Genomic DNA, 20,729 nt, shown 5'->3' on the forward strand with positions numbered 1-20,729 from the left:
CCTTTTTATGAGGTCAGATGACGAAGAACCAGTTGGCGAGCAGCATCACCACCACGCCGGCGACCAGCGTCAGATAGGGCAGCATGCCCGCCTTTTTGACCGAGAGGTCGGCCCCCGTCATGCCGAGATCGGCCAGCATGTGGTCGGGGAACTTGCCCTTGTCCTGAATGTAGTGTCGGAAGCAGAACACCGGGATGATCAGCGCTGCCGTGATCAGGCCGGCCCACAGCGCCATCGGGTTCCATACCTTGGCACCGGCGCCCATGAAGATCGCGTTGACATAGGCGAAGATCGCCCCGATCCCGAGCAGCCAGCTCGGCGCCTTCCAGGGCCGTGCGATATGGCCGTTGTCGATGCGGTGGATCCAGCCGGCGTTGAGGTTGAGGAAGTTGAAGATGATGTAACCGCAATTCGACACGGCGAGGATGAAGAAGAAGCTCGTCGCGTCGGCCGAGGCGATGGCCAGCACGATCAGGTTGAAGACGAGATCGGTCCACATTGCCCGTGTCGGCGCACCATGTTCGTTGACATGGCTGAGATAGCGCGGCAGCCAGCCGTCGACCGAGCCCTGGTAGAGCGTACGCGAAGAGCCGGCCATGGCCGTCATGATGCACAGCACCAGCGCCAGGATCATCAGCATCACCAACAGGCTGTGGACTAGCGCGCCGCCGCCGACCATGCCGGCCAGCGCGTCGGCGACCCCGGAGCCGTCGACGATCGGCGTCGCCAGCATACCGTTGAGGCCAAGCACGCCTTGGAAGGTGAACGGCACCAGGATGAACAGCAGCATGCACAGAAGGCCGGAATAGAAAATCGCCTTGAACGTGTCGGTGCCGGGGTTCTTGAACTCGGATGTGTAGCAGACGGCGGTCTCGAAGCCGTAGGTCGACCAGGCGGCGATGAACATACCACCAAGCACCAGCGTCCAGCCGGCGATGTTCCAGGCACCGGGCTCGGGCGCGTAGGCTGCGGCCAGCGGCACCAGCGGCGAAAAATTCGCCCAGTTGATCTGGCCGGTGACGATCGGCACCACGCCGACGATCAGCATCGGGACGATGACCAAGAGGCCGATATATTTCTGCACATTGGCGGTGCCGAGAATGCCGCGATGCTGGATCGCAAAGATGATCAGCATCAGCACTGCGCCGATAAAGAAGGTCGCGTTGAAGGTGAACGAGACCGGTCCCAGCGTGTGGCTGTAAAGCGTCCAGTTGCGGATTGCCGGCGTCGCCGCCGCGGTCACCGCTGTGATGGCGTCGGCGGCACTCGTCCCGGCATGCGCGGCTATATAGGCGATGACATCGGGTGAGGTTTCTGTGAACAGCGGCACTGGCGCCAGCGCGTTGAGGATGTAGGCGGCGGCGATCGAGCAGCCGAGCGACAGCACCGGCGACCAGGCGAACCAGTTGCACCAGACAGACAGCGGCGCGATGAACTTGGAATAGCGCAGCCAGGCGGTGGCGCCGTAGATCGACGCGCCGCCCGACTTGTTCGGAAACAGGCCGGCGATTTCGGCATAGGTGAAGGATTGCAGGAAGCCCATGATCATGGAGAAGATCCAGATCGCGAAGGCCAGCGTGCCGGTCGTGCCGGCAATGCCGCCGATCGAGAACAGGACCAGGGCCGGCACGCCGCTCGCCACCCAGAAGGCGCCGCGCCAGTCAATATTTCGGTGCAACTTGCCTTCGGCAAGCGGCTCCAGGACAGTCGTTATCGTGCTCATATGTCTTTGTTCCCCATTTTGATGTTCCCCGTTCGTGACGGCCGCGACTTCGCGAGGCTTCATCATCGACGCATGCTTTGGGCGGCTGTCGGTGTTTCCACTCAGTCGCATTTTTTTCTTAACAGTGAAGATTGATCCGGCGCGCTTTCAGGTCAAGCGATTTGTCGCGCCGTGCACATCACGCTTGCGAAACATGTCGGCTTCACACTGCCGCGGTGGGATTGTTCGGAAAAGGACCAAGGGTCAGGAAAGCGAAAAACCCGCCGGAGGCGGGTCGCGGCGCAAATCAGCACCATGGACGAATATGTAGCATAGCTGCCCTCCGCAGGTCAAGAAAAAATTCCTATCACGAACTGCAGCACGGCCTCACTGTCTTGGGAGGGAAGGGCCGTCAGGAACGCGGTTTGGTCTTTTGCGGATCGTAGTGGGCGAAGGCGACGACTCGCGCCGGCAGCCGCTTGGCATGGCCGTCGAGCTTGCCGATCTCGACCTCGGTACCGACAGCCGAATGGGTGACATCGAGCCTGGCCAGCGCGATGGTCTTGTTCAGCACCGGCGAGCGCATGCCTGACGTGACCACGCCGATCTGGGCACGGCCGACATGCACGCAATCGCCATGGCCGACGTCGACATTGGCGTCGATGTCGAGACCGACCAGCTTCGTCTGCGGGTGCTCCTTGCGGCGGATCAGCGCCTCGCGGCCGACGAAATCGTCGGTCTTGCTCTTCAGCGGCACGGTGAAGCCGATGCCGGCCTCGAACGGATCGGTCTGGTCGGAAAATTCGTATCCGGCGAAGATCAACCCGGCCTCGATGCGCACCATGTCCAGCGCCTGCAGTCCCATCGGCTTCAGCCCGTGCGGCTGGCCGGCTTCCCAGATGGCGTCGAAGACTTTTTCGGCGTCGCGCGGATGGCACCAGATCTCGTAGCCGAGCTCGCCGGTATAGCCGGTGCGCGAGACGACGACCGGAATGCCGTTGCCGCCACCAATGCGGGCGACGGCGAAGCGGAACCATTCGAGTTCGTCGATCGACGGCTGCAGCGGCGAGGTCCAGATCACCTCCCTGAGGATGTCGCGGCTCTTCGGTCCCTGCACGGCGACATTGTGCATCTGGTCGGTGGAGGAACGCACAAGGACATTGAGGCCGAGTTTCGTCGCCGTGTCGCGCAGCCACTCGCCAGACAGATCGTCGCCGCCGACCCAGCGGAAATTGTCCTTGCCCAGCCGCAGCAGGGTGCCGTCATCAATCATGCCGCCATGCTCGTAGCACATGGCCGAATAGACCACCTGGCCAACGCCGAGCTTCTTGACGTCGCGGGTCAGCGTGTATTGCAGCAGCGCTTCGGAATCCGGGCCGGTGACCTCGAACTTGCGCAGCGGCGACAGGTCCATGATCACCGCGTCTTGGCGGCAGGCCCAGTATTCGGCGATCGGCCCGTCCTTGGCGAAGGAATTGGCGAGCCAATAGCCCTTGTACTCCTGAAAGTTGCGGGTGTGCTTGGCAAAGCTCGAATGAAAAGCGGTCTCGCGGGTCATTTTCGGTTCCGAATCGGGCGTCATGCGTCTGGCGATCGCTCGCGAGAATTTGTGCTGGCCGGAATAGGTCCGCACATGGATGTCGGTCGGGTTCCAGCCATTGGCCGGCGTCGTGTCGTCGGGGCAGGCGGAGGAAACGCAAACGATGTCGGTGAGCGCCCTGAGCAGCACATAGTCGCCCGCCCGCGACCACGGCTCGTCGGACACCATGACGCCATGCGCGTCGATCGCCGTGTTGAAGAAGAAGTTGATCGCCATCCAGCCCGCGCGGGGATTGACGCCGTTGCCGGCCAGAGCGCCGTTGAAATTCTCCGAACAGTTGGTGTGTCCGGGATAGCCGATGTCGTCGTAATATTTGGCGGCGCAGGCGAGCGCGAAGGCGTCGTGCCGGCCGCATGTGTCCTGCACCACCTCGACCAGCGGCTCCATGTCCTGGTCATAGTATTTGGAATGCAGGCCGGGCATCGGGTAGCTCGCACCCATGAGCGTGCGCGTCGTCGTCACGTCGAGCGGATGATCCAGTCCCCTGTCCAGCTTGCGCGCCGAAAAGCACTGGAAATCGGTGCATTGGCGCCCGTCGACATCGATGATCTGCAGATAGTCGCCAGCCCTAACGAAATAGGCCTCCGCGGTCGCCGAATGGACGCGCAAATCGAGCACCGGGTCGGCAAGCGGATCAGCCAATACCGATTTCGCCGCCGGGCGGATCGTGGCGCGGCGAACGAAGACGGTCAGCGGTGTCGCCGTGTCATAACCATCGACCAGCATCGGCCCGCCGGGGGCGGCAATCAGCACCGCACCATCGCGTGCGACGGTGAAAGCCTGCTCGGTGCCGGCCGGTGTCGTGACGCCGAACACCCGCACGGCCTTGGCGTGGTCAAGCTGCACCTGCCGGCGGGCGAGCCCGCTCCGCAGGGATGCGAGACTGTCGTCGCCCTCTATGAGCAGCGCTTTGATGCCGGCAGCGTTGCTGTTCGATGCTTCACCAAAAATGCCGGGATCGGTCGCGCCGGTCCTGTCCCAGGCCAGAAGTTCGCAGGCCTGGCCGCCTTCGACATTGCGCACGGTGATCGCGTCGCCGGCCTCGATGTCGATCAGCACCGCGCCGTTGCCCTGGATCGTATAACGCTCCATGCCCGGCGGCAGCGCGATCTGGCCGGGCCTCAGGATGAGGCTAGGCTTGGGCGGTCCGGCAGCAATTGCGGGGTAGGGCGACTGGCTCATCTCAGCCTTGCGATTCGAGAAACAAGTTTGCCTGTGCGTGAAATTATTTTAGCAGCAAGAATAGCAGTGCGGTTGGGTTTGGCAAGGCGGAGGTGGCGCGCGCTTTCCCTTCTCCCCTTGTGTGGGAGAAGGGAAGACGAGCCAAGGCTAAGCCGGTCTCTCTGTATGGTTGATGTCGACGCCGTACTCCACGCCCGAATCCAGCATCGTATGCCAAAGGCTCTCGGCAAACGTCGCAAACATCAGAACGTTGAACACCGCCTGCCCATCCGTCCGATCACTGTCGCGCCAGAGCGTGACGCTGGTGTGATCCATCGACGTCGCGGCGGCGGCGCCAACCGGAAACGCATCGGGATGCAAATCGATCGACGACAGTTTCGCCAGCATTGTCCGCGCCTTGGCGCCGGAGATGCTGACCAGAACCCGTGCATGCGACTGGTCCGACAGCGAGCCGGACAATGCGGGCTCCAGCGTCTGCATCGTGTGCTTGCCGCCCTTCGACAGCACGAAGAACTGGTCCGGTCCCGACCAGATCAGCGTTGCGTCCGAAGTCCGCACCGCCTTGGGCGCATCAGGGACAGCAACACCAAACCGAGCCTTGGCGGCTTGTCCCAGCTCGGCCGCCTGGCCGCGCCGCGCCATCACCTGGATCAGATCAAAATTGCGGATCTCGGTCAGCGAGACGCCGGCCTCGATACCGCGTGCGCCATCTGTACCGGCGACAAGCGCATGCTCGAGTGGGCTGCGAGAAACCCAGGAAAACTCAACCACGCTGGCGCCCTCCATCCGGGTCGTAGAAGACGGGATTGCAGAGTTCGACGTCATAGTCTTCGCCGCGCAATGGATCATGCGCGTGCACGATCTCGCCGATGCGTTCGCGGCCGCGTTCGACAAGCGCGAGCCCGATCCACTGATCCAACGTCGGCGAGAAGCAGACCGAGGTGACATAGCCCTGGTCGTTGCCCGGGCCGGGCGTCTGCCCCTTCGGGATGATGTGTGCGCCGGAGCGCAACCGGCGTGTCTCGTCCGTCGGCTTGATGCCGACGACGACCTGGCGATCCGGGGCTACCAGCGCCTCGCGTCCGGCCATGACGCGGCCGATATAGTCTTTCTTGGTCGACATCATCTTGCCCAGACCAAGATCGGCCGCTGTCGTCGTGCCGCTCAGTTCCGGTCCGGCGATGTGGCCCTTTTCCACGCGCATGACGCCGAGCGCCTCGGTGCCGTAAGGCGTCACGCCGAATGGCGCGCCGGCCAGCATCAGATTGCGCGCCATCGCATCGCCGAAGCGTGCCGGTACCGAGATCTCGAAGGCCATTTCGCCGGAGAACGAGATGCGGAACAGCCGCGCCTTCAGGCCGCCGCGCAATGTCACTTCGCGCGCGCCCATGAACGGAAAGCCTTCGTTGGAAAGGTCCTCGGACTCATCAACGATCTGTTTCAGCAACTCCCGCGCGCTCGGTCCGGCGATCGAGAACTGCGCCCACTGGTCGGAGACGGAAGTGAGCTGCACGTCGAGCTCCGGGAACAGCACCTGGCGGCAGAATTCGAGATGCTGCATCACCAGACCGGCCTTGGCCGTGGTGGTGGTGAGAAAATAGTGGTCTTCGGCCAGCCGCGACGTGGTGCCGTCGTCATAGACGATGCCGTCCTCGCGCAGCATCAGACCGTAGCGCGCCTTGCCCACTGCAAGACTGGAGAAGGTGTTGATGTAGACGCGGTCGAGGAAGGCGCCGGCATCCGGACCGTGCACGTCGATCTTGCCGAGCGTCGAGACATCGCAGAATCCGACGCCTGAGCGCACCGCCTTGACCTCGCGCGTCACCGATTCCAGCCAGTCCTTCTCGCCCGCGCGGGGGTACCACTGCGCCCGCTTCCACAGGCCGGTGTCGACGAAGACAGCACCTTGTTCCACGGCCCAGTGATGCGACGGCGTCAGCCGCGTCGCATGGAAAGTCTCGTCGCGGTGATGGCCGGCGAAGGCGCCGATGGCGACGGGCACGTAAGGCGGCCGGTAGATCGTTGTCCCGGTCTCGGGGATCGAACGGCCGCTGACCGCAGCCATGATGGCGAGGCCGGCGACATTCGAGGTCTTGCCCTGGTCGGTCGCCATGCCGAGCGTCGTGTAGCGCTTCAGGTGCTCGACCGATTCAAAACCTTCGCGCTGCGCCAGTTCGATGTCGGAAGCGGTGACATCGTGCTGGTAATCGACAAAGGCTTTTCCCTTGCCCGCGACATGCCAGAGCGGCGTCAGCGAAAAAGCCTCGTCATCGGCGGCAGGCGCGGCGCCCGCCGTACCATTGTGCCCCGTGTCACGCGCCGCTGCCGCGCCAGCGGCAAATCCCTGGCTCAGGCAGGCGCCGAGGCCAAAGTCGCCATTGGCGGCGCCCGCTGCGACCATACCGGGCGGCGCGCCGTCCGGTACGAAAGCAGCAATATCGTCGCGCCATTTCGGCCGTCCGCGATGGTAGGAGGTCAGCCCGACCGCCGGATTCCAGCCGCCGGAGACGGCAAGCCCGTCGGCTTCGACTTCCGCGCGCGCGCCGCCAGTCAGCGCTACCGCGACTTTCCTGACGCCGTCCTTACCGCCATCGACGCTGCTGACGGCTCCGTGCAGCACGGGGAAGCCGCCCTTGGAGGCCAGCGAACGATGCGCCGGCGAAATTTCGGGCCGCGCATCGATGACCGCTGCGATCTGCAGTCCGGCACCAAGTGCGGTCTCGACCGTGCGCCATCCATCCTCATTGTTGGTGAACAGTGCGACGCGTTTGGCCGGCGCCGCGGCGTAGCGCGCGACATAGGTCCGCATCGCGGACGCCATCATCACGCCGGGCGTATCATTGCCGGCAAAGACGATCGGCCGTTCGATGGCGCCGGCGGCGACGACGCAGCGCTTGGCCACGATCCGCCACAGCCGCTGGCGCACCTGGTGCTCGGGCGGCGAGGGCAAATGGTCATTGACCCGCTCAATGGCGCCATAGGTGCCGCCATCGTAGACCCCGAACAGCGTCGTGCGGGTCATGATGCGGACGTCGGGCATATCAGCCAGTTCAGCCAGCGTCCGCGAAATCCACTCGGCCGCAGGTTCGCCGTCGATCATTCCGCCATCCGACAGCAGACGGCCGCCGAGGACAAAATCCTCTTCGCACAGGATGACGCGGGCGCCTGCGCGGCCGGCTGCCAACGCCGCGGCCAGACCAGCCGGGCCGGAGCCGGCGATCAGCACGTCGCAATGCGCCCATGCCTTGTCGTAGTGGTCGGGATCGGCAAGGCCGGCGGCACGGCCAAGGCCTGCGGCGCGGCGGATCGCCGGTTCGTAGATCGCTTCCCAGAACTTCGCCGGCCACATGAATGTCTTGTAGTAGAAGCCGGCGACGAAGATCGGCGCGAACAGCTGGTTGACCGACATCACGTCATGGCGCAGCGACGGCCAGCGGTTCTGGCTGGCGGCCTCGAGCCCGTCATAGAGTTCGGCCGTCGTCGCCTTGGTGTTCGGCTCGCGCCGTGCGCCGGTGCGCAGCTCGACCAGCGCGTTGGGTTCTTCTGAACCGGCGGTGAGAATACCGCGCGGGCGGTGGTATTTGAACGAGCGGCCGACCAGCTTGACGCCGTTGGCGATCAGCGCGGAGGCGAGCGTGTCGCCCTGGAAGCCGGAGAAAGCCTTGCCGTCGAAACGGAAGTTCAGCGGTGCCGAGCGGTCGACAAGCCCGCCATTGCCGAGCCGGTGTGTCTGCGCGCCGGCCATCACGCACCAACCTTCGCAGCGCCGGCACCAGCCGCCGGTTCGATGGGGGAAATCTCGTGCGTCAGCGTGTTGCGGGTGACCTTCAGCCAAGCCCGGCAACCACCGCCATGGTACCAGTATTCGCTGGTCGCGCCGGCGACATTGTCGCGCAGATAGACATAGTCGAAGACCTCGTCTTCCGAGGCGTTGGCCTCGGGCCGCACCGGCTTGGCGTCGCCGAGATAGGTGAACTCGCCGAGTTCGCGTTCACCGCAGAAAGGACAGGCAATGCGCATTTCTTCTAAACCGCCTTCAATGCAGGTTCGGTTGGGCGCCCTGGCCCTTTTCGTCGATCATGGCGCCAGTTCGGAAGCGGTCTAGGCGGAACCGTGCCGCTTCTTCATGCGACTCGTCGCGAGCCAGGAGGTGCGCAAAGACAAAACCGGACCCTGGCGTCGCCTTGAAGCCGCCATAGCACCAGCCCGCGTTGAGATAGAGCCCGTCGACGGGCGTCTTGTCGATGATCGGTGAACCGTCCATCGACATGTCCATGATGCCGCCCCACTGGCGCAGCAGGCGCACGCGGCCGATCATCGGCATCAGCGCCATGCCGCCCTCGCAGACGTCTTCCATCACAGGCATGTTGCCGCGCTGGGCGTAGGAATTGTAGCCGTCTATATCGCCGCCGAAGACGAGGCCGCCCTTGTCGGACTGGCTGACGTAGAAATGGCCGGCGCCGAAGGTCATGACGCCCGGGATGAGCGGCTTGATCGCCTCGGAGACGAAGGCCTGCAGCACATGGCTCTCGATCGGCAGGCGCAGGCCGGCCATTGCCGCGACGCGCGACGAGGAGCCGGCGACCGCCATGCCAACCTTTCCGGCGCCGATCTTGCCGCGCGACGTCTCGACGCCGGTCACCTTGCCATTGGCGTCCCTGACAAAACCGGTGACTTCGCAATTTTGGATGATGTCGACGCCGAGTTCGCTCGCCGCATGCGCATAGCCCCAGACCACCGCATCGTGCCGGGCCGTGCCGCCGCGCCGCTGCAAGAGCCCGCCTTGTACGGGAAAGCGCGCATTGTCGAAGTTCAGGAACGGGATCATCTTCCTGACGGCAGCGAGGTCGAGCAGTTCGGCGTCGATGCCGTTGATGCGCATAGTGTTGCCGCGCCGCGCATAGGCGTCGCGCTGCGCATCGGAATGGTAGAGGTTGATGACGCCGCGCTGGCTGACCATCGCATTGTAGTTGAGGTCCTGCTCCATCCGCTCCCACAGCTTCATCGACAATTCGTAGAAGCCGGTGTTGCCGGGCAGACCGTAATTGGAGCGGATGATGGTGGTGTTGCGGCCGGCATTGCCGGAGCCGATCCAGCCTTTTTCGAGCACGGCGACATTCTTGATGCCGTACTCGCTGGCGAGGAACCAGGCGGTGGCCAGCCCGTGCCCGCCGCCGCCGATGATCACCACGTCGTAGCGATCCTTCGGCGTGGCGTCGCGCCAGGTGCGCTGCCAGTTCTTGTGGCCGGACAGGGCGGCACGAGCGAGCGAGAAGATCGAATATTTCATCAGTTCATTCCGAGGTCGCTCGCGTCGCGCTGGTGGTCAAATATCCAGCGTGTGGTCGCGCTCCCATTGCGTGAAGTGCGAAGCATAGGAATTCCATTCCTGGTGCTTCAGCTTTAGGTAGGCCGACGAGAATTCCTCACCCAGCGCCGCCTTGAGCGATTTGTCCTTGTCGAACTCGCGCAAGGCGTCGAGCAGGTTGAGCGGCAGTTTTGGCGCGCCCTTTACCGTATGGCCATGCTGGTACATGTCGATGTCGTAGCGCTTGCCAGGATCGGCCTTCGAGCGAATGCCGTCGAGGCCGGCGGCGATGATGACCGCTTGCAGGAGATAGGGATTGGCGGCGCCATCCGGCAGCCGCAGCTCGAAGCGGCCGGGGCCGGGCACCCGCACCATGTGGGTGCGGTTGTTGCCGGTCCAGGTCACCGTGTTCGGTGCCCAGGTCGCGCCCGAAATGGTGCGCGGCGCGTTGATGCGCTTGTAGGAATTCACCGTCGGGTTGGTGATCGCGGCCAGTGCGGAGGCATGTTTCATGATGCCGCCGAGGAAATTCCTGCCCTTGGCCGACAGGCCGAGCTCCATCGAATTGTCGGCGAAGACGTTGGTCTTGCCGGCCTTGTCCCAGACCGAGATATGCGCATGGCAGCCATTGCCGGTCAGGCCCTGGAAGGGCTTCGGCATGAAGGTCGCGCGCAGGCCATGCTTTTCCGCGATCGACTTGACCATGAATTTGAAGAACGAGTGCTTGTCGGCGGTGGCCAGCGCGTCGTCGAAGGCCCAGTTCATCTCGAACTGGCCGTTGGCGTCCTCATGGTCGTTCTGATAGGCGCCCCAGCCGAGCGCCAGCATGTGGTCGCAGATCTCGGCGATGACGTCGTAGCGGCGCATCACCGCTTGCTGGTCGTAGCAGGGTTTTGAGGCCGTGTCGTATTCGTCGGAGATCGTCTTGCCGTCAGGCGAGATCAGGAAGAACTCGGCCTCGACGCCGGTCTTGACATGCATGCCGTCGCTGGCGGCTTCCGCGATCAGCCGCTTCAGTGTGTTGCGCGGCGCCTGGTCGACCTCCTTGTCGTCCATGATGCAGTTGGCCGCGACCCAGGCGACCTCAGGCTTCCACGGCAGCTGGATCACCGAATCCGGATCCGGCACCGCAAGCATGTCGGGATGCGCCGGCGTCAGGTCCAGCCATGTGGCGAAACCGGCAAAGCCGGCGCCGTCCTTCTGCATGTCTGATATCGCCTGCGCCGGCACCAGCTTGGCACGCTGGCCACTGAACAGGTCAGTGTAGGAAATCATGAAATATTTGACGTTTTTCGCCCTTGCGAATTCAGCAAGATCAGTTGCCACGGTAGTTCCCCATTTTATCGATTGTTGTTCCCGAGTATGCGGGAATCGGCCCTTCGTTGATCAGAAGCCGTTCTTCCCCGGTATCCAGTTGGTGCCGGCCAGCGGCACGCCGGCCATGGCGGCTGCCTCGATCGTCAGCGCGACCAGGTCCTCGGGTTCGAGATTGTGCAGGCTGTTCTTGCCGCACGCGCGGGCGATCGTTTGAGCCTCAAGGGTCATCACCTTGAGGTAGTTCGCCAGCCGGCGCCCGGCAGCCACCGGATCGACCCGCTTCATCAGTTCCGGATCCTGCGTGGTGATGCCGGCGGGGTCGCGACCCTCGTGCCAATCGTCATAAGCGCCGGCCGTGGTGCCAAGCTCGTTGTACTCCGCCTCCCAGCGCGGATCGTTGTCGCCGAGCGCGACAAGGGCCGCCGTGCCGATCGAGACCGCGTCGACGCCGAGCGCCAGCGCCTTGGCGACATCGGCGCCGTTGCGAATGCCGCCGGAGACGATCAACTGCACCTTGCGGTGCATGCCGAGGTCCTGCAGCGCCTGCACGGCCGGCCTGATGCAGGCAAGCGTCGGCTGGCCGACATTTTCGATGAACACTTCCTGGGTGGCGGCGGTGCCGCCCTGCATGCCGTCGACGACAACGACATCGGCGCCGGCCTTCACGGCAAGCGCCGTGTCATAATAGGGGCGCGCGCCGCCGACCTTGACGTAGATCGGTTTTTCCCAGTCGGTGATTTCGCGCAATTCGAGGATCTTGATCTCGAGATCGTCGGGTCCGGTCCAGTCGGGGTGGCGTGAGGCCGAGCGCTGGTCGATGCCTTTCGGCAGCGTGCGCATTTCGGCGACACGATCCGAAATCTTCTGGCCAAGCAGCATGCCGCCGCCACCCGGCTTGGCGCCCTGGCCGACGACGACCTCGATCGCATCGGCGCGGCGCAGATCGCGCAGGTTCATGCCGTAGCGCGACGGCAGATATTGATAGACCAGTTGCTTGGAATGGCCGCGCTCCTCCTCGGTCATGCCGCCGTCGCCCGTCGTGGTCGAGGTGCCCGACAGGGTAGCGCCGCGTCCGAGCGCTTCCTTGGCCGGACCCGACAGCGAGCCGAAGCTCATGCCGGCAATGGTGATCGGAATCTTCAACTCGATCGGCTTCTTGGCATGGCGAGAGCCGAGCACGACCGATGTGTCGCAGCGCTCGCGATAGCCTTCGAGCGGGTAACGCGAGATCGAGGCGCCGAGGAACAGTAGGTCGTCGAAATGCGGCAGCTTGCGCTTGGCGCCGGCGCCACGGATGTCATAGATGCCGGTCGCCGCGGCACGGCGGATTTCGGAAAGCGTGTAGTCGTCGAAGGTCGCGGATTTGCGCGGCGTCGTCGGCGGGTTCCTGTAGGTCATGCTGCCTCAATACGCGTCGGCGTTGTCGATATTGAAATTATAGAGGGTACGCGCCGAGCCGTAGCGCTTGAACTCCGACGGCTTGACGCCGGTGACGCCGGCGCGGTCGAGCAGGCCCTGCAGCAATTCCAGATGCTCGGTCCGCATTTCCTTGGCGATGCAGTCGGCGCCGAGGCTGTCGACCTTGCCGCGCACGAAGAGCCGCGCCTCGTAGATGGAATCGCCGAGCGCATCGCCGGCATCGCCCAACACCACCAGATTGCCTGACTGCGCCATGAAGGCCGACATATGGCCGATATTTCCATGCACGACGATATCGATGCCCTTCATCGAAATGCCGCAGCGCGACGAGGCGTTGCCTTCGATGACCAGCAGGCCGCCCTTGCCGGTGGCGCCGGCATACTGGCTGGCGTCGCCTTTGATGGTGATCGAGCCCGACATCATGTTCTCGCCGACTCCAGGCCCTGCCGAACCATGCACGGTAATGGTGCTGCCGGAATTCATGCCGCCGCAGTAATAGCCGACGCTGCCGCGCACATCGATGGCAACAGGCTGGTCGACGCCAACGGCCACCGAATGGCTGCCTTTCGGGTTCAGCACTTCCCATGCCGTTTCGTTCGAGCCGGGAGCCAGATTGTGCAGCGCCTGGTTGAGTTCGCGCAGCGACAACTGGTCGAGATCGAAGACCCGAGGGTCGTGTGCCGCGGTTTTAGAAAGCGTGGTTGCCGGCATGAACTCAATGCTCCCAGAAATAGACGGTTGCGGGCTCGGGTTCCCAGACCCTCGCATTGTCTATGCCGGGCAGTTTGGTCAGCGCGCGATATTCCGAGCCGAAGGCGACATATTGGTCGGTTTCGGCCATCACGGCTGGCTTGCAGGCAATCGGATCGCGCACCACGCCAAAGCCGTTCTTGGTGCCGACGACGAAGGTGAAGAAGCCGTCGAGGTCGGAGAGCGTGCCTTCCAGCGCCTCGCCGAGATTCTTGCCATGCGCCATCTGTGACGAGAGATAGGCGGCAGCAACCTCGGTGTCGTTCTCGGTTTCGAAGGTCATGCCTTCGCGGATCAGTTCGCGGCGGACATTGTTGTGGTTCGACAGCGAGCCATTGTGCACCAGGCACTGGTCGGCGCCGGTCGAGAACGGATGCGCGCCCATCGTCGTCACCGCCGATTCCGTCGCCATGCGGGTATGGCCGATGCCATGTGTGCCGGTCATCTTGCGGACATCGAAGCGATCGACGACTGCCTCGGGCAGGCCGACTTCCTTGTAGATCTCGACCACGTCGCCGGCGCCCATGATGCGGATGTCGGGGCGCAGCGCCTGGATGGTTTCGCGCGCTTCATCGATCTTGGCAGGCGTGGTCCTGACGACTGCATGGGTGGATTTCACCGCGATCGTCACCGGCGTGCCGATGGCCTTAGCGAGCTCCGCCTCGAGGCCGCGGAAATCGCGGTCGGGCTTGGCCGACTGGATGGTGATCTTGGCCTCATTCTTGGACGGCGCGCCATAGATGGCGATGCCGGCGCTATCGGGACCGCGATCGCTGAGCGAGATCAGCATCTGCGACAGCATCGCGCCAAGCTGGGGTTCCAGCGACTTGTCCTTCAAAAACAGTCCGACAATTCCACACATGTCAGCCTCCCGACGTTTTGTAGCTAAGAGATCGTTTGCAACTCTGAAATGATGTATCGAATGAGGTCCGCAAATTCAATCGTATGAAAAAAATATTCCTCTAATTACCTATGCGTTACCTATGCGTCTCAATGCCGCTCTGCCCACTATCGTTGCCTTGCCGGGCGTTGTGAACCCATTTGGCGGTGCGGATGCGGGCGAGCTTGTAGGCGTCCAGGATCGACAAAGCATAGATCAGGAAGCCGCCGGCGTGACGGCCGACGAAGCTGGCATCGGGCGGCGCGATCTTGGCCGTCACCCATGCCAGGATCACCATGAAGAAAAGGAATTGAAGGCCGCGCACCGGCACGCCCAGAATGACGTGCCCGCTTCCCGGCAGCACGATTGCGGCGCCGAGAACCAGATAGGGATTGGTGGGTGCAGTGGCGGAACTGGTCATGCGGCCTGCCGTTCGCTTTTGTTGATCGCGTCGCGAAGCGCCGACACCGACATCAGCAGCCTTTCGATCAGCGCGGGATCGAGTGCGGCGTCGCCGAATTCGGCCTGCCGGAAAACGCCATAGCGCGCCCGCTCGGCTTCGGCCAGAAGCCAGACGATGCGTATACCCTTGGGCGTGATCAGCAGTTCCTTGGCGCGCCCTTCGGAAAAGATCTCGATATGGCTGGCGATCAGGCCTTGCGGAAAGCGCGCCGCCCTGCGGTCGGTGCGCAGCACCGACTCGGCGGGAAATCCCGGAGCCTTGGGCAGCGTATGCTCGAGATGATCGAAATTGGAGAAGGTCGTCGGCGAGCCCGGCCGCATCATCATGTCGAAGGTGGCTGGTACCGCGACCTCTTCGGTGATCGAAACACTGAGCCAGCGCGCCGGCAGTTTGCGCGTCGCCAGCGTATCGACGATGGTGCGCACCTGGACACGTTTGCTGTTCCAGGATCCTTCCCAGGTGATGACGCCGGCGGTGCCATCCGAAACATTGGCAGCATCGGCGATGATTGTGCGGATGCGGTCCTGCTCGACGGCGAGCGCCATCGATGCCCTGCTGCGGCTGGCACGCGCTTGCCAGGCAAGGTGGAGAACGACAACCAGGACAATGGCCCCGGCCAGCAGTGCTGATGTCAGATCGGACATTTTCTCATGCCAGGCCCGCCCGGGATCCGGACGGGCCTACTCCCATCAATAACCCTGCGGCTTTGGCCACGGCATGGTGAACTGGTCGCCGCGCCGCACGAATTTGTAACGGTAGAAGTGGAACCACAGCGAGATCAGGAAGTAGAAGGCGACCATGGCGATCAACTGCGAGCCGAAGCCGAGGAAGATTGCGAAGAAGGTCACCACGCACAGGCAGAACAGCACCATTGCCGGGATCGGATGGAAGGGGTGGGTGTAGCCTCGGCGGATCGAGCCCAGCGGCCACTTCTTGCGGAACATGATGATGTTGATGCTCATGAACGTGTATTGCAGCACCCCCGACAGGATCGAAAAGGTGATCGCCTGGTTGAGGTCGGCGATGAAGGCGAAGGCCAGCGCGATCGGCAGCAGGAACAGGATCGAGCGATAGGGCGTGCGATATTTCGGATGCACGGCCGAGAACCATGTCGGCAGATAGCGGTCACGGCCGAGCGAGAACCAGGCGCGCGCCGCATCGTTGATGCAGCCATTGGCCGACGCCAGTGCCGCCAGCAGCGTGGCGACGAACAACAGGTTCTCGAGCAGCGGGCTGCCGGTCAGCTTGCCGGCGTCCCACAGTGGATAGTAGGTGATGCCGAGATATTCCCACGGCATCAGCGAGGCGCAGACATACCAGGTCATGGCGGCTGCGATCAAAAGCGTGATCATGCCGGCCATGGTGCCGTAAGGCAGCGAGCGGGCCGGGGAGCGCACTTCCTCGGCGGCCTGTGTGGTGCCTTCGATGCCGAGATAGTACCATATGCCGAACTGGAACGCGGCGATGACGCCGATCCAGCCATAGGGAAGCGCATTGCCTGGGGTGACCAGTTCGTTCAGCTTCAGCACCGCGCCTTGCGTCCACGGGCTGACCGAGAAGAACAGGATGACGATCGAGATATAGGCGATCGCGGTGATGACGAAGTTGACGTTGAGCGTCATCAGCACGCCGCGATAGTTCAGCCACGCCAGCACGACGATGGTCGCGGCGATGAAGGAATTGTGGGTGAGCCCTTCGACGCCGGCCTTGGCGACGATGGTGTCGCCGAGCAGGATGGCGTCGGACACTTCGAGCATCGTGTAGGCAAAGACCAGGAACAGCGCGACGTTGAACGCCATCAGCGGTCCGACGATGTGCTTTGCCTGCGCATACTGGCCGCCGGCGGCGGCCACGGTCGATGTCACCTCGGAATCGATCATCGCGACCGAGGTGTAGAGCAATCCGACGACCCAGCAGACGATCAGCGCGGCCAGCGCGCCACCCTTGTCCGCCGAGAAATTCCAGCCGGTGAATTCGCCGACCAGGACGATGCCGACGCCGAGCGCCCAGACATGGGCCGGTCCGAGCACGCGCAGGAGTGAAACTCTGTCCCCTTGGACAGCCGGGGCAGCCGGTTCAAGTGCGATCGTCATTGTTCAATCCTCACTCAGATCCGGTGTTTTTCGGAAGTGGCTTCCAGTTCGCCTTCGCGCGACGAGGTCAGCACCTCTTCGGAGAAGGTCGTGTCGACCTTGAACCAGTCGTAGAGCATCCACAAAGCGAGCACGATCGAGATGCCCCAGCATGCGTAAGAGAGTGCCACCCACATGATCGTGTCCCCGAATTAAATCGTCCTCAGAACTCTTACTTGTCGTCGAATTTTTCGTTGATGACGTCGCGATATTCGCGGTCGGATGCGCGAAACAGGAAGACGAAATAGCCTATCAGCACCGCAGCCATTATGATCAGCGTCGGCCAGTCGATGACATAATGGAAGCGGTTCTGGATGATGTCGTGCGCGGTCTCGGGCGTGTAGCCGAGCTTTTCCCAGATCGAGGCCATGGTCGGGTTCTGGCCGAGCGCTTCCCACGTCTTGGCGTCGAGCGCGTCGATGGATTTCGCCGCACCGGCGAGGCCCAGTTTCAGCGGCAGCCACAGCGCCACGAAAATGGCGACGACGACGACAGCGATGTCGAAAACCTGCCCGGCCTTGCTCTGCTCCGGCGGCGTGTAGCGGGACATTTCTTCTACCCCTCAGGACTTGCGGTTGCGGAATGCGTCGGCGTTCTTGATGTCGAGCCCGTAGATGAATTCCTTGTCTTCCTTGTAGTGCTTGACCATCGCCAGGATGGCGGCCGTGTTGAAGATCAGCACGGCGGCGGCGGCGATCGCGACCACGGCCTTGATGCCGCTGTGCGGGATGTAGGGCCATGTCATGAGCAGGACGAAGAGGATCGTCGCCCACAGGCAGACGATCAGGAGCGCGGATCCGCGCACGTCGGAGCGGTACAGCGCTTCGATGCGCTGTTGCATGTCTGACATCGGTTTTCCCCTTTTTCCAACGCCAGGCCCCGAATTGGCCGGCCGCTGCCCTCTTTCAAGAGAGTGAAATTTTTTTCATAAATTCAGTCCGAATCCCGCAATTGTCAAGCGCGATTTACGTGAGGTTAACTGTTTGCTTTGCGCGGTGGATTTTGCCTGACAATGAAATTAATTGCTTATGGGTATTGCGGCGTCCTGGCGTTTGCGATCAATATTCGGTCAAAGCTCCCGCCACTGCGCAGGGGGCAGGGAACAGCAGAGCATTATCGAAACGGAGGACGAGCGGATGACGGCATCCTGGAGATTTTCGACCCTGGCGGATCGCCACCGAGCGCTCGGTTCGAAGCTCGAAGACTGGAGCGGCATGGGAACCGCCTGGACCTACGACAAGGATGCCGACGAGGAGTACATCGCCATCCGCACCAAGGCTGGCCTGATGGATGTCTCCGGCCTCAAGAAGGTGCACATCACCGGGCCGCATGCTTCACACCTGATCGACCTGGCGACGACGCGCGACGTCGAAAAGATCTACCCCGGTAAGTCGGCCTATGCCTGCATGCTGAACGAGGCGGGAAAATTCACCGACGATTGCATCCTCTACCGCACCGGCCCCAATGCCTGGATGGTCGTGCATGGTTCGGGCACCGGCCATGAAGAATTGCAGCGGGCGGCTATGGGCCGCGACGTGTCGCTGCGCTTCGACGACAATCTGCACGATCTGTCGCTGCAGGGGCCAACCGCCGTCGACTATCTGGCCACGCATGTGCCGGGGATTCGCGACCTCAACTATTTCCATCATATGCAGACGCAACTGTTCGGCTTGCCCGTCATGATCTCGCGCACCGGCTATACCGGCGAGCGCGGCTACGAGATCTTCTGCCGCGGCCAGGATGCCGGCACGATCTGGGACAGGATCCTCGACGAGGGCAAGAGCGCCGGCATCATTCCGTGCCGCTTCACCACCCTCGACATGCTGCGGGTGGAAAGCTACTTGCTGTTCTACCCCTACGACAATTCGCAGAAATACCCGTTCGACAATGAAGGACCCGGCGACACGCTGTGGGAACTCGGCCTCGACTTCACCGTCAGCCCCGGAAAGACCGGCTTTCGCGGCGCCGAAGAGCATTATCGCCTCAAGGGTAAGGAGCGCTTCAAGATCTACGGCCTTCTGCTCGACGGCAAGGAGCCGGCCGATGAGGGTGCGCCGGTCTATCGTGACGGCAAGAAGGTGGGCGTGGTGACCTGCGCCATGTATTCGCCGCTGGTCGAGAAATCGATGGGCATCGCCCGCCTCGACGTCGACTGCGCGGTCAAGGACACCAAGCTCGAAATCCGCAACAGGAGCGGCGCCATCAAGGCCATCGCCCAGCCATTGCCATTCGACGATCCCAAGAAGACCAAGCGCACGGCGAAAGGTTGAGGCATAGTCGACGGCGAGGGGTTCGAGCAATTCCAGGAAAAGTGTGAAACGGTTTTCCGTCCGGAATTGCGTCAAAGCAAAGAGATAGAGCGGTCCGCCGTTTCTATGAAACGGTGAAGCGCTCGAAGGCACGAAGACTTAAATGGCAGCCAAAAGCATCATCAGCCGGCCTGTTTACGGAACCTTGTCTCCGCAGCCCGGCAAGCATCATCTTTTTATCGCGGATGCGGAAGGGGCGCTGGCGATAGCGGAGATGGCCGGGAGGGCGCCGCCCGGGTTTTTCGACGACGCCGAAATCGTCTTCATTCCCGGGCCTGACGGCAAACACACCGCAGCCCTCGAAGCGCTGAGACCGGTGCAGTTTCATCTGTCGCCATCCTTCGCCAGCCTGCTGCCACGGCTTAGGCAGACACTGGCAAATGCGCATATGGGCCTGCGCCTCTATCTCGCCGGCACTGAGGGCCTGATCGGCCAGGCGATGCAGGTGGCGCTTGAAGCCGGCATCGACCACACTTCGATCCAGACCGAGCGCCGCGGTTCGCTGGCGCGGCGCATGCAATGCGTCCACTGCAAGGGCATCACCGAGAATGTGACGACGCAGCCGGCGACCTGCGCGCATTGCGGCCTGCTGCTTCTGGTGCGCGATCATTATTCCAGGCGCATCGCGGCGTTCCAGGGCGTCTGCATCAACGCCGAGGATCGCAGCGAGATTCCTCCGATGGAGGAGGTTTTCCGATGAGCACCGGAACCACAAAACTCGATGTCGTGGTCAGCGACGTCGTCCCGGTCAACGACCTCGTCACCCGCTTCCATTTCCGCCGGCGCGACGGCGAGTTGCTGCCGACCTTTTCCGGCGGCGCCCATATCGTGGTCGAGATGCGCGACGGCGAACGCACCAGGCTCAACCCCTATTCGCTGATGGGCTCGCCGCTCGACACGCGCGAATACACGATCTCGGTGCGCCGCGACGATGTCGGCCGCGGCGGCTCGCTGTTCATGCACCGGAACGTCAAGCCCGGCATGGAGATGGTGGTCAGCTATCCCGTCAATCTGTTCTCGCTCGACCTGCGCGCCAAAAAGCATCTGATGCTGGCCGGCGGCATCGGCATCACGCCGTTCATGGCGCAGACCGCTCAGCTTGCGGCGGAAGGCGGCAATTTCGAACTGCACTACACCTGCCGCACCGCATCGCTCGGCACCTACGCCGATGTGCTGCGCGAGCGCTACGACCGACGGGTCAGGCTCTATCATGACGACCTTGACGAGCGCATCGAACTCGACCGGCTGCTGTCGGCGCAGCCGCTCGGCACGCATCTCTATGTCTGCGGCCCGGCCGGCATGATCAACTGGGTGCGTGATCGCGCGGCAAGCCTCGGTTGGCCATCGGAAACTGTGCATTTCGAGCATTTCGCGGCCCCCCAGCCTGGCCTGCCTTTCGACGTGACGCTTGCCGTCAGCGGCAAGACGATCCGCGTCGATGAGCAGCAGAGCCTGCTGGAAGCGATCGAAGCGGCCGGCGTCGATCCGCCCTATCTCTGCCGCGGCGGCGTCTGCGGCCAGTGCGAAACCAACGTCATCTCTTGCGACGGCAAGTTCATCCACAACGACCACTGGCTGAGCGAGGAAGAGCACCGTTCGGGCAAGAAGATCATGCCGTGCGTGTCGCGCTTCGAGGGCCGGTCGCTGGTCCTGGAGCGCTAGGAGGA

At 63.0% G+C, this 20,729-nt stretch carries 19 protein-coding genes; 3 read left to right on the plus strand and 16 right to left on the minus strand.

Translation table 11 applies throughout. The features are described 5' to 3' along the window. Positions 1–13 precede the first annotated feature (13 nt). The 16 genes from LB559_RS10585 to LB559_RS10660 all read right to left on the minus strand — a co-directional run bounded on the left by LB559_RS10585 (position 14) and on the right by LB559_RS10660 (position 17,603). Positions 14–1,723, minus strand: coding sequence for an APC family permease (locus LB559_RS10585; protein ID WP_224674018.1), 1,710 nt, complete (start codon positions 1,721–1,723; stop codon positions 14–16). A gap of 391 nt (positions 1,724–2,114) precedes the next feature. Further along, positions 2,115–4,484: a DUF1989 domain-containing protein gene (locus LB559_RS10590; protein ID WP_224674019.1), complete on the minus strand. Its 2,370-nt coding sequence runs from the start codon at positions 4,482–4,484 to the stop codon at positions 2,115–2,117. Between the two features lie 147 nt (positions 4,485–4,631). Next, positions 4,632–5,255 carry a sarcosine oxidase subunit gamma gene (locus LB559_RS10595; protein WP_224674020.1) on the minus strand — a complete coding sequence of 208 codons (624 nt, stop codon included), beginning with the start codon at positions 5,253–5,255 and terminating at the stop codon, positions 4,632–4,634. Continuing rightward, complete coding sequence (locus LB559_RS10600; RefSeq protein WP_224674021.1) at positions 5,248–8,229, minus strand: sarcosine oxidase subunit alpha; 2,982 nt, start codon at positions 8,227–8,229, stop codon at positions 5,248–5,250. Before LB559_RS10600 ends, LB559_RS10595 begins: the two co-directional genes overlap by 8 nt. Continuing rightward, positions 8,229–8,504, minus strand: coding sequence for a sarcosine oxidase subunit delta (locus LB559_RS10605; protein WP_224674022.1), 276 nt, complete (start codon positions 8,502–8,504; stop codon positions 8,229–8,231). Before LB559_RS10605 ends, LB559_RS10600 begins: the two co-directional genes overlap by 1 nt. A 16-nt stretch (positions 8,505–8,520) precedes the next feature. Further along, positions 8,521–9,774 carry a sarcosine oxidase subunit beta family protein gene (locus tag LB559_RS10610; RefSeq protein ID WP_013532907.1) on the minus strand — a complete coding sequence of 418 codons (1,254 nt, stop codon included), beginning with the start codon at positions 9,772–9,774 and terminating at the stop codon, positions 8,521–8,523. Between the two features lie 36 nt (positions 9,775–9,810). Continuing rightward, entirely contained in the window at positions 9,811–11,118 is a 1,308-nt protein-coding gene (gene glnT / locus LB559_RS10615) for a type III glutamate--ammonia ligase (RefSeq protein WP_024502590.1), read from the minus strand. A 60-nt stretch (positions 11,119–11,178) separates the two neighbouring features. Continuing rightward, positions 11,179–12,507 (minus strand): FMN-binding glutamate synthase family protein, encoded by a 1,329-nt coding sequence (locus tag LB559_RS10620; protein ID WP_010914750.1) that lies wholly within the window; start codon positions 12,505–12,507, stop codon positions 11,179–11,181. A gap of 6 nt (positions 12,508–12,513) precedes the next feature. Then, positions 12,514–13,239 (minus strand): GXGXG domain-containing protein, encoded by a 726-nt coding sequence (locus LB559_RS10625; RefSeq protein WP_013532905.1) that lies wholly within the window; start codon positions 13,237–13,239, stop codon positions 12,514–12,516. A gap of 4 nt (positions 13,240–13,243) precedes the next feature. Continuing rightward, entirely contained in the window at positions 13,244–14,140 is an 897-nt protein-coding gene (locus tag LB559_RS10630; RefSeq protein WP_063167616.1) for a class II glutamine amidotransferase, read from the minus strand. Positions 14,141–14,255: 115 nt separating this feature from the next. Beyond that, the gene (locus tag LB559_RS10635; RefSeq protein WP_013532903.1) at positions 14,256–14,579 is read right to left on the minus strand and encodes a hypothetical protein; all 324 of its coding nucleotides are present in this window, start codon (positions 14,577–14,579) and stop codon (positions 14,256–14,258) included. Beyond that, complete coding sequence (locus LB559_RS10640) at positions 14,576–15,265, minus strand: hypothetical protein (RefSeq protein WP_024502593.1); 690 nt, start codon at positions 15,263–15,265, stop codon at positions 14,576–14,578. Before LB559_RS10640 ends, LB559_RS10635 begins: the two co-directional genes overlap by 4 nt. 45 nt (positions 15,266–15,310) lie before the next feature. Next, positions 15,311–16,714: an APC family permease gene (locus tag LB559_RS10645; RefSeq protein WP_024502594.1), complete on the minus strand. Its 1,404-nt coding sequence runs from the start codon at positions 16,712–16,714 to the stop codon at positions 15,311–15,313. Positions 16,715–16,728: 14 nt separating this feature from the next. Then, positions 16,729–16,890, minus strand: coding sequence for a hypothetical protein (locus tag LB559_RS10650; protein ID WP_013532900.1), 162 nt, complete (start codon positions 16,888–16,890; stop codon positions 16,729–16,731). A gap of 35 nt (positions 16,891–16,925) precedes the next feature. After that, positions 16,926–17,303 carry a hypothetical protein gene (locus LB559_RS10655; RefSeq protein WP_013532899.1) on the minus strand — a complete coding sequence of 126 codons (378 nt, stop codon included), beginning with the start codon at positions 17,301–17,303 and terminating at the stop codon, positions 16,926–16,928. Between the two features lie 12 nt (positions 17,304–17,315). Continuing rightward, complete coding sequence (locus LB559_RS10660; RefSeq protein WP_013532898.1) at positions 17,316–17,603, minus strand: hypothetical protein; 288 nt, start codon at positions 17,601–17,603, stop codon at positions 17,316–17,318. A 286-nt stretch (positions 17,604–17,889) separates the two neighbouring features. On the opposite strand from LB559_RS10660, the gene LB559_RS10665 reads away from it, so the two are divergent. From LB559_RS10665 to LB559_RS10675, 3 genes are all read left to right on the plus strand, one after another. Beyond that, positions 17,890–19,023: an aminomethyltransferase family protein gene (locus tag LB559_RS10665; RefSeq protein ID WP_224674023.1), complete on the plus strand. Its 1,134-nt coding sequence runs from the start codon at positions 17,890–17,892 to the stop codon at positions 19,021–19,023. 142 nt (positions 19,024–19,165) lie between these two features. Further along, on the plus strand, positions 19,166–19,762 hold the full coding sequence (locus LB559_RS10670; RefSeq protein ID WP_224674024.1) for a dimethylamine monooxygenase subunit DmmA family protein: 597 nt from the start codon (positions 19,166–19,168) through the stop codon (positions 19,760–19,762). Continuing rightward, positions 19,759–20,724: a PDR/VanB family oxidoreductase gene (locus LB559_RS10675; protein ID WP_224674025.1), complete on the plus strand. Its 966-nt coding sequence runs from the start codon at positions 19,759–19,761 to the stop codon at positions 20,722–20,724. The genes LB559_RS10670 and LB559_RS10675 overlap by 4 nt, the downstream gene beginning before the upstream one ends. The last annotated feature ends 5 nt before the right edge of the window (positions 20,725–20,729 follow it).

It is taken from the genome of Mesorhizobium sp. BR1-1-3 (assembly GCF_020165455.1).
Lineage (GTDB): Bacteria > Pseudomonadota > Alphaproteobacteria > Rhizobiales > Rhizobiaceae > Mesorhizobium > Mesorhizobium ciceri.

Excerpts from the sequence above, each read along its gene's own strand:
- LB559_RS10585 (WP_224674018.1), bottom strand. The coding sequence starts at position 1,723 with ATGAGCACGATAACGACTGTCCTGGAGCCGCTTGCCGAAGGCAAGTTG.
- LB559_RS10590 (WP_224674019.1), bottom strand. The coding sequence starts at position 4,484 with ATGAGCCAGTCGCCCTACCCCGCAATTGCTGCCGGACCGCCCAAGCCT.
- LB559_RS10600 (WP_224674021.1), bottom strand. The coding sequence starts at position 8,229 with ATGGCCGGCGCGCAGACACACCGGCTCGGCAATGGCGGGCTTGTCGAC.
- LB559_RS10605 (WP_224674022.1), bottom strand. The coding sequence starts at position 8,504 with ATGCGCATTGCCTGTCCTTTCTGCGGTGAACGCGAACTCGGCGAGTTC.
- LB559_RS10610 (WP_013532907.1), bottom strand. The coding sequence starts at position 9,774 with ATGAAATATTCGATCTTCTCGCTCGCTCGTGCCGCCCTGTCCGGCCAC.
- LB559_RS10620 (WP_010914750.1), bottom strand. The coding sequence starts at position 12,507 with ATGACCTACAGGAACCCGCCGACGACGCCGCGCAAATCCGCGACCTTC.
- LB559_RS10625 (WP_013532905.1), bottom strand. The coding sequence starts at position 13,239 with ATGCCGGCAACCACGCTTTCTAAAACCGCGGCACACGACCCTCGGGTC.
- LB559_RS10630 (WP_063167616.1), bottom strand. The coding sequence starts at position 14,140 with ATGTGTGGAATTGTCGGACTGTTTTTGAAGGACAAGTCGCTGGAACCC.
- LB559_RS10635 (WP_013532903.1), bottom strand. The coding sequence starts at position 14,579 with ATGACCAGTTCCGCCACTGCACCCACCAATCCCTATCTGGTTCTCGGC.
- LB559_RS10640 (WP_024502593.1), bottom strand. The coding sequence starts at position 15,265 with ATGTCCGATCTGACATCAGCACTGCTGGCCGGGGCCATTGTCCTGGTT.
- LB559_RS10645 (WP_024502594.1), bottom strand. The coding sequence starts at position 16,714 with ATGACGATCGCACTTGAACCGGCTGCCCCGGCTGTCCAAGGGGACAGA.
- LB559_RS10650 (WP_013532900.1), bottom strand. The coding sequence starts at position 16,890 with ATGTGGGTGGCACTCTCTTACGCATGCTGGGGCATCTCGATCGTGCTC.
- LB559_RS10655 (WP_013532899.1), bottom strand. The coding sequence starts at position 17,303 with ATGTCCCGCTACACGCCGCCGGAGCAGAGCAAGGCCGGGCAGGTTTTC.
- LB559_RS10660 (WP_013532898.1), bottom strand. The coding sequence starts at position 17,603 with ATGTCAGACATGCAACAGCGCATCGAAGCGCTGTACCGCTCCGACGTG.
- LB559_RS10665 (WP_224674023.1), top strand. The coding sequence starts at position 17,890 with ATGACGGCATCCTGGAGATTTTCGACCCTGGCGGATCGCCACCGAGCG.
- LB559_RS10670 (WP_224674024.1), top strand. The coding sequence starts at position 19,166 with ATGGCAGCCAAAAGCATCATCAGCCGGCCTGTTTACGGAACCTTGTCT.
- LB559_RS10675 (WP_224674025.1), top strand. The coding sequence starts at position 19,759 with ATGAGCACCGGAACCACAAAACTCGATGTCGTGGTCAGCGACGTCGTC.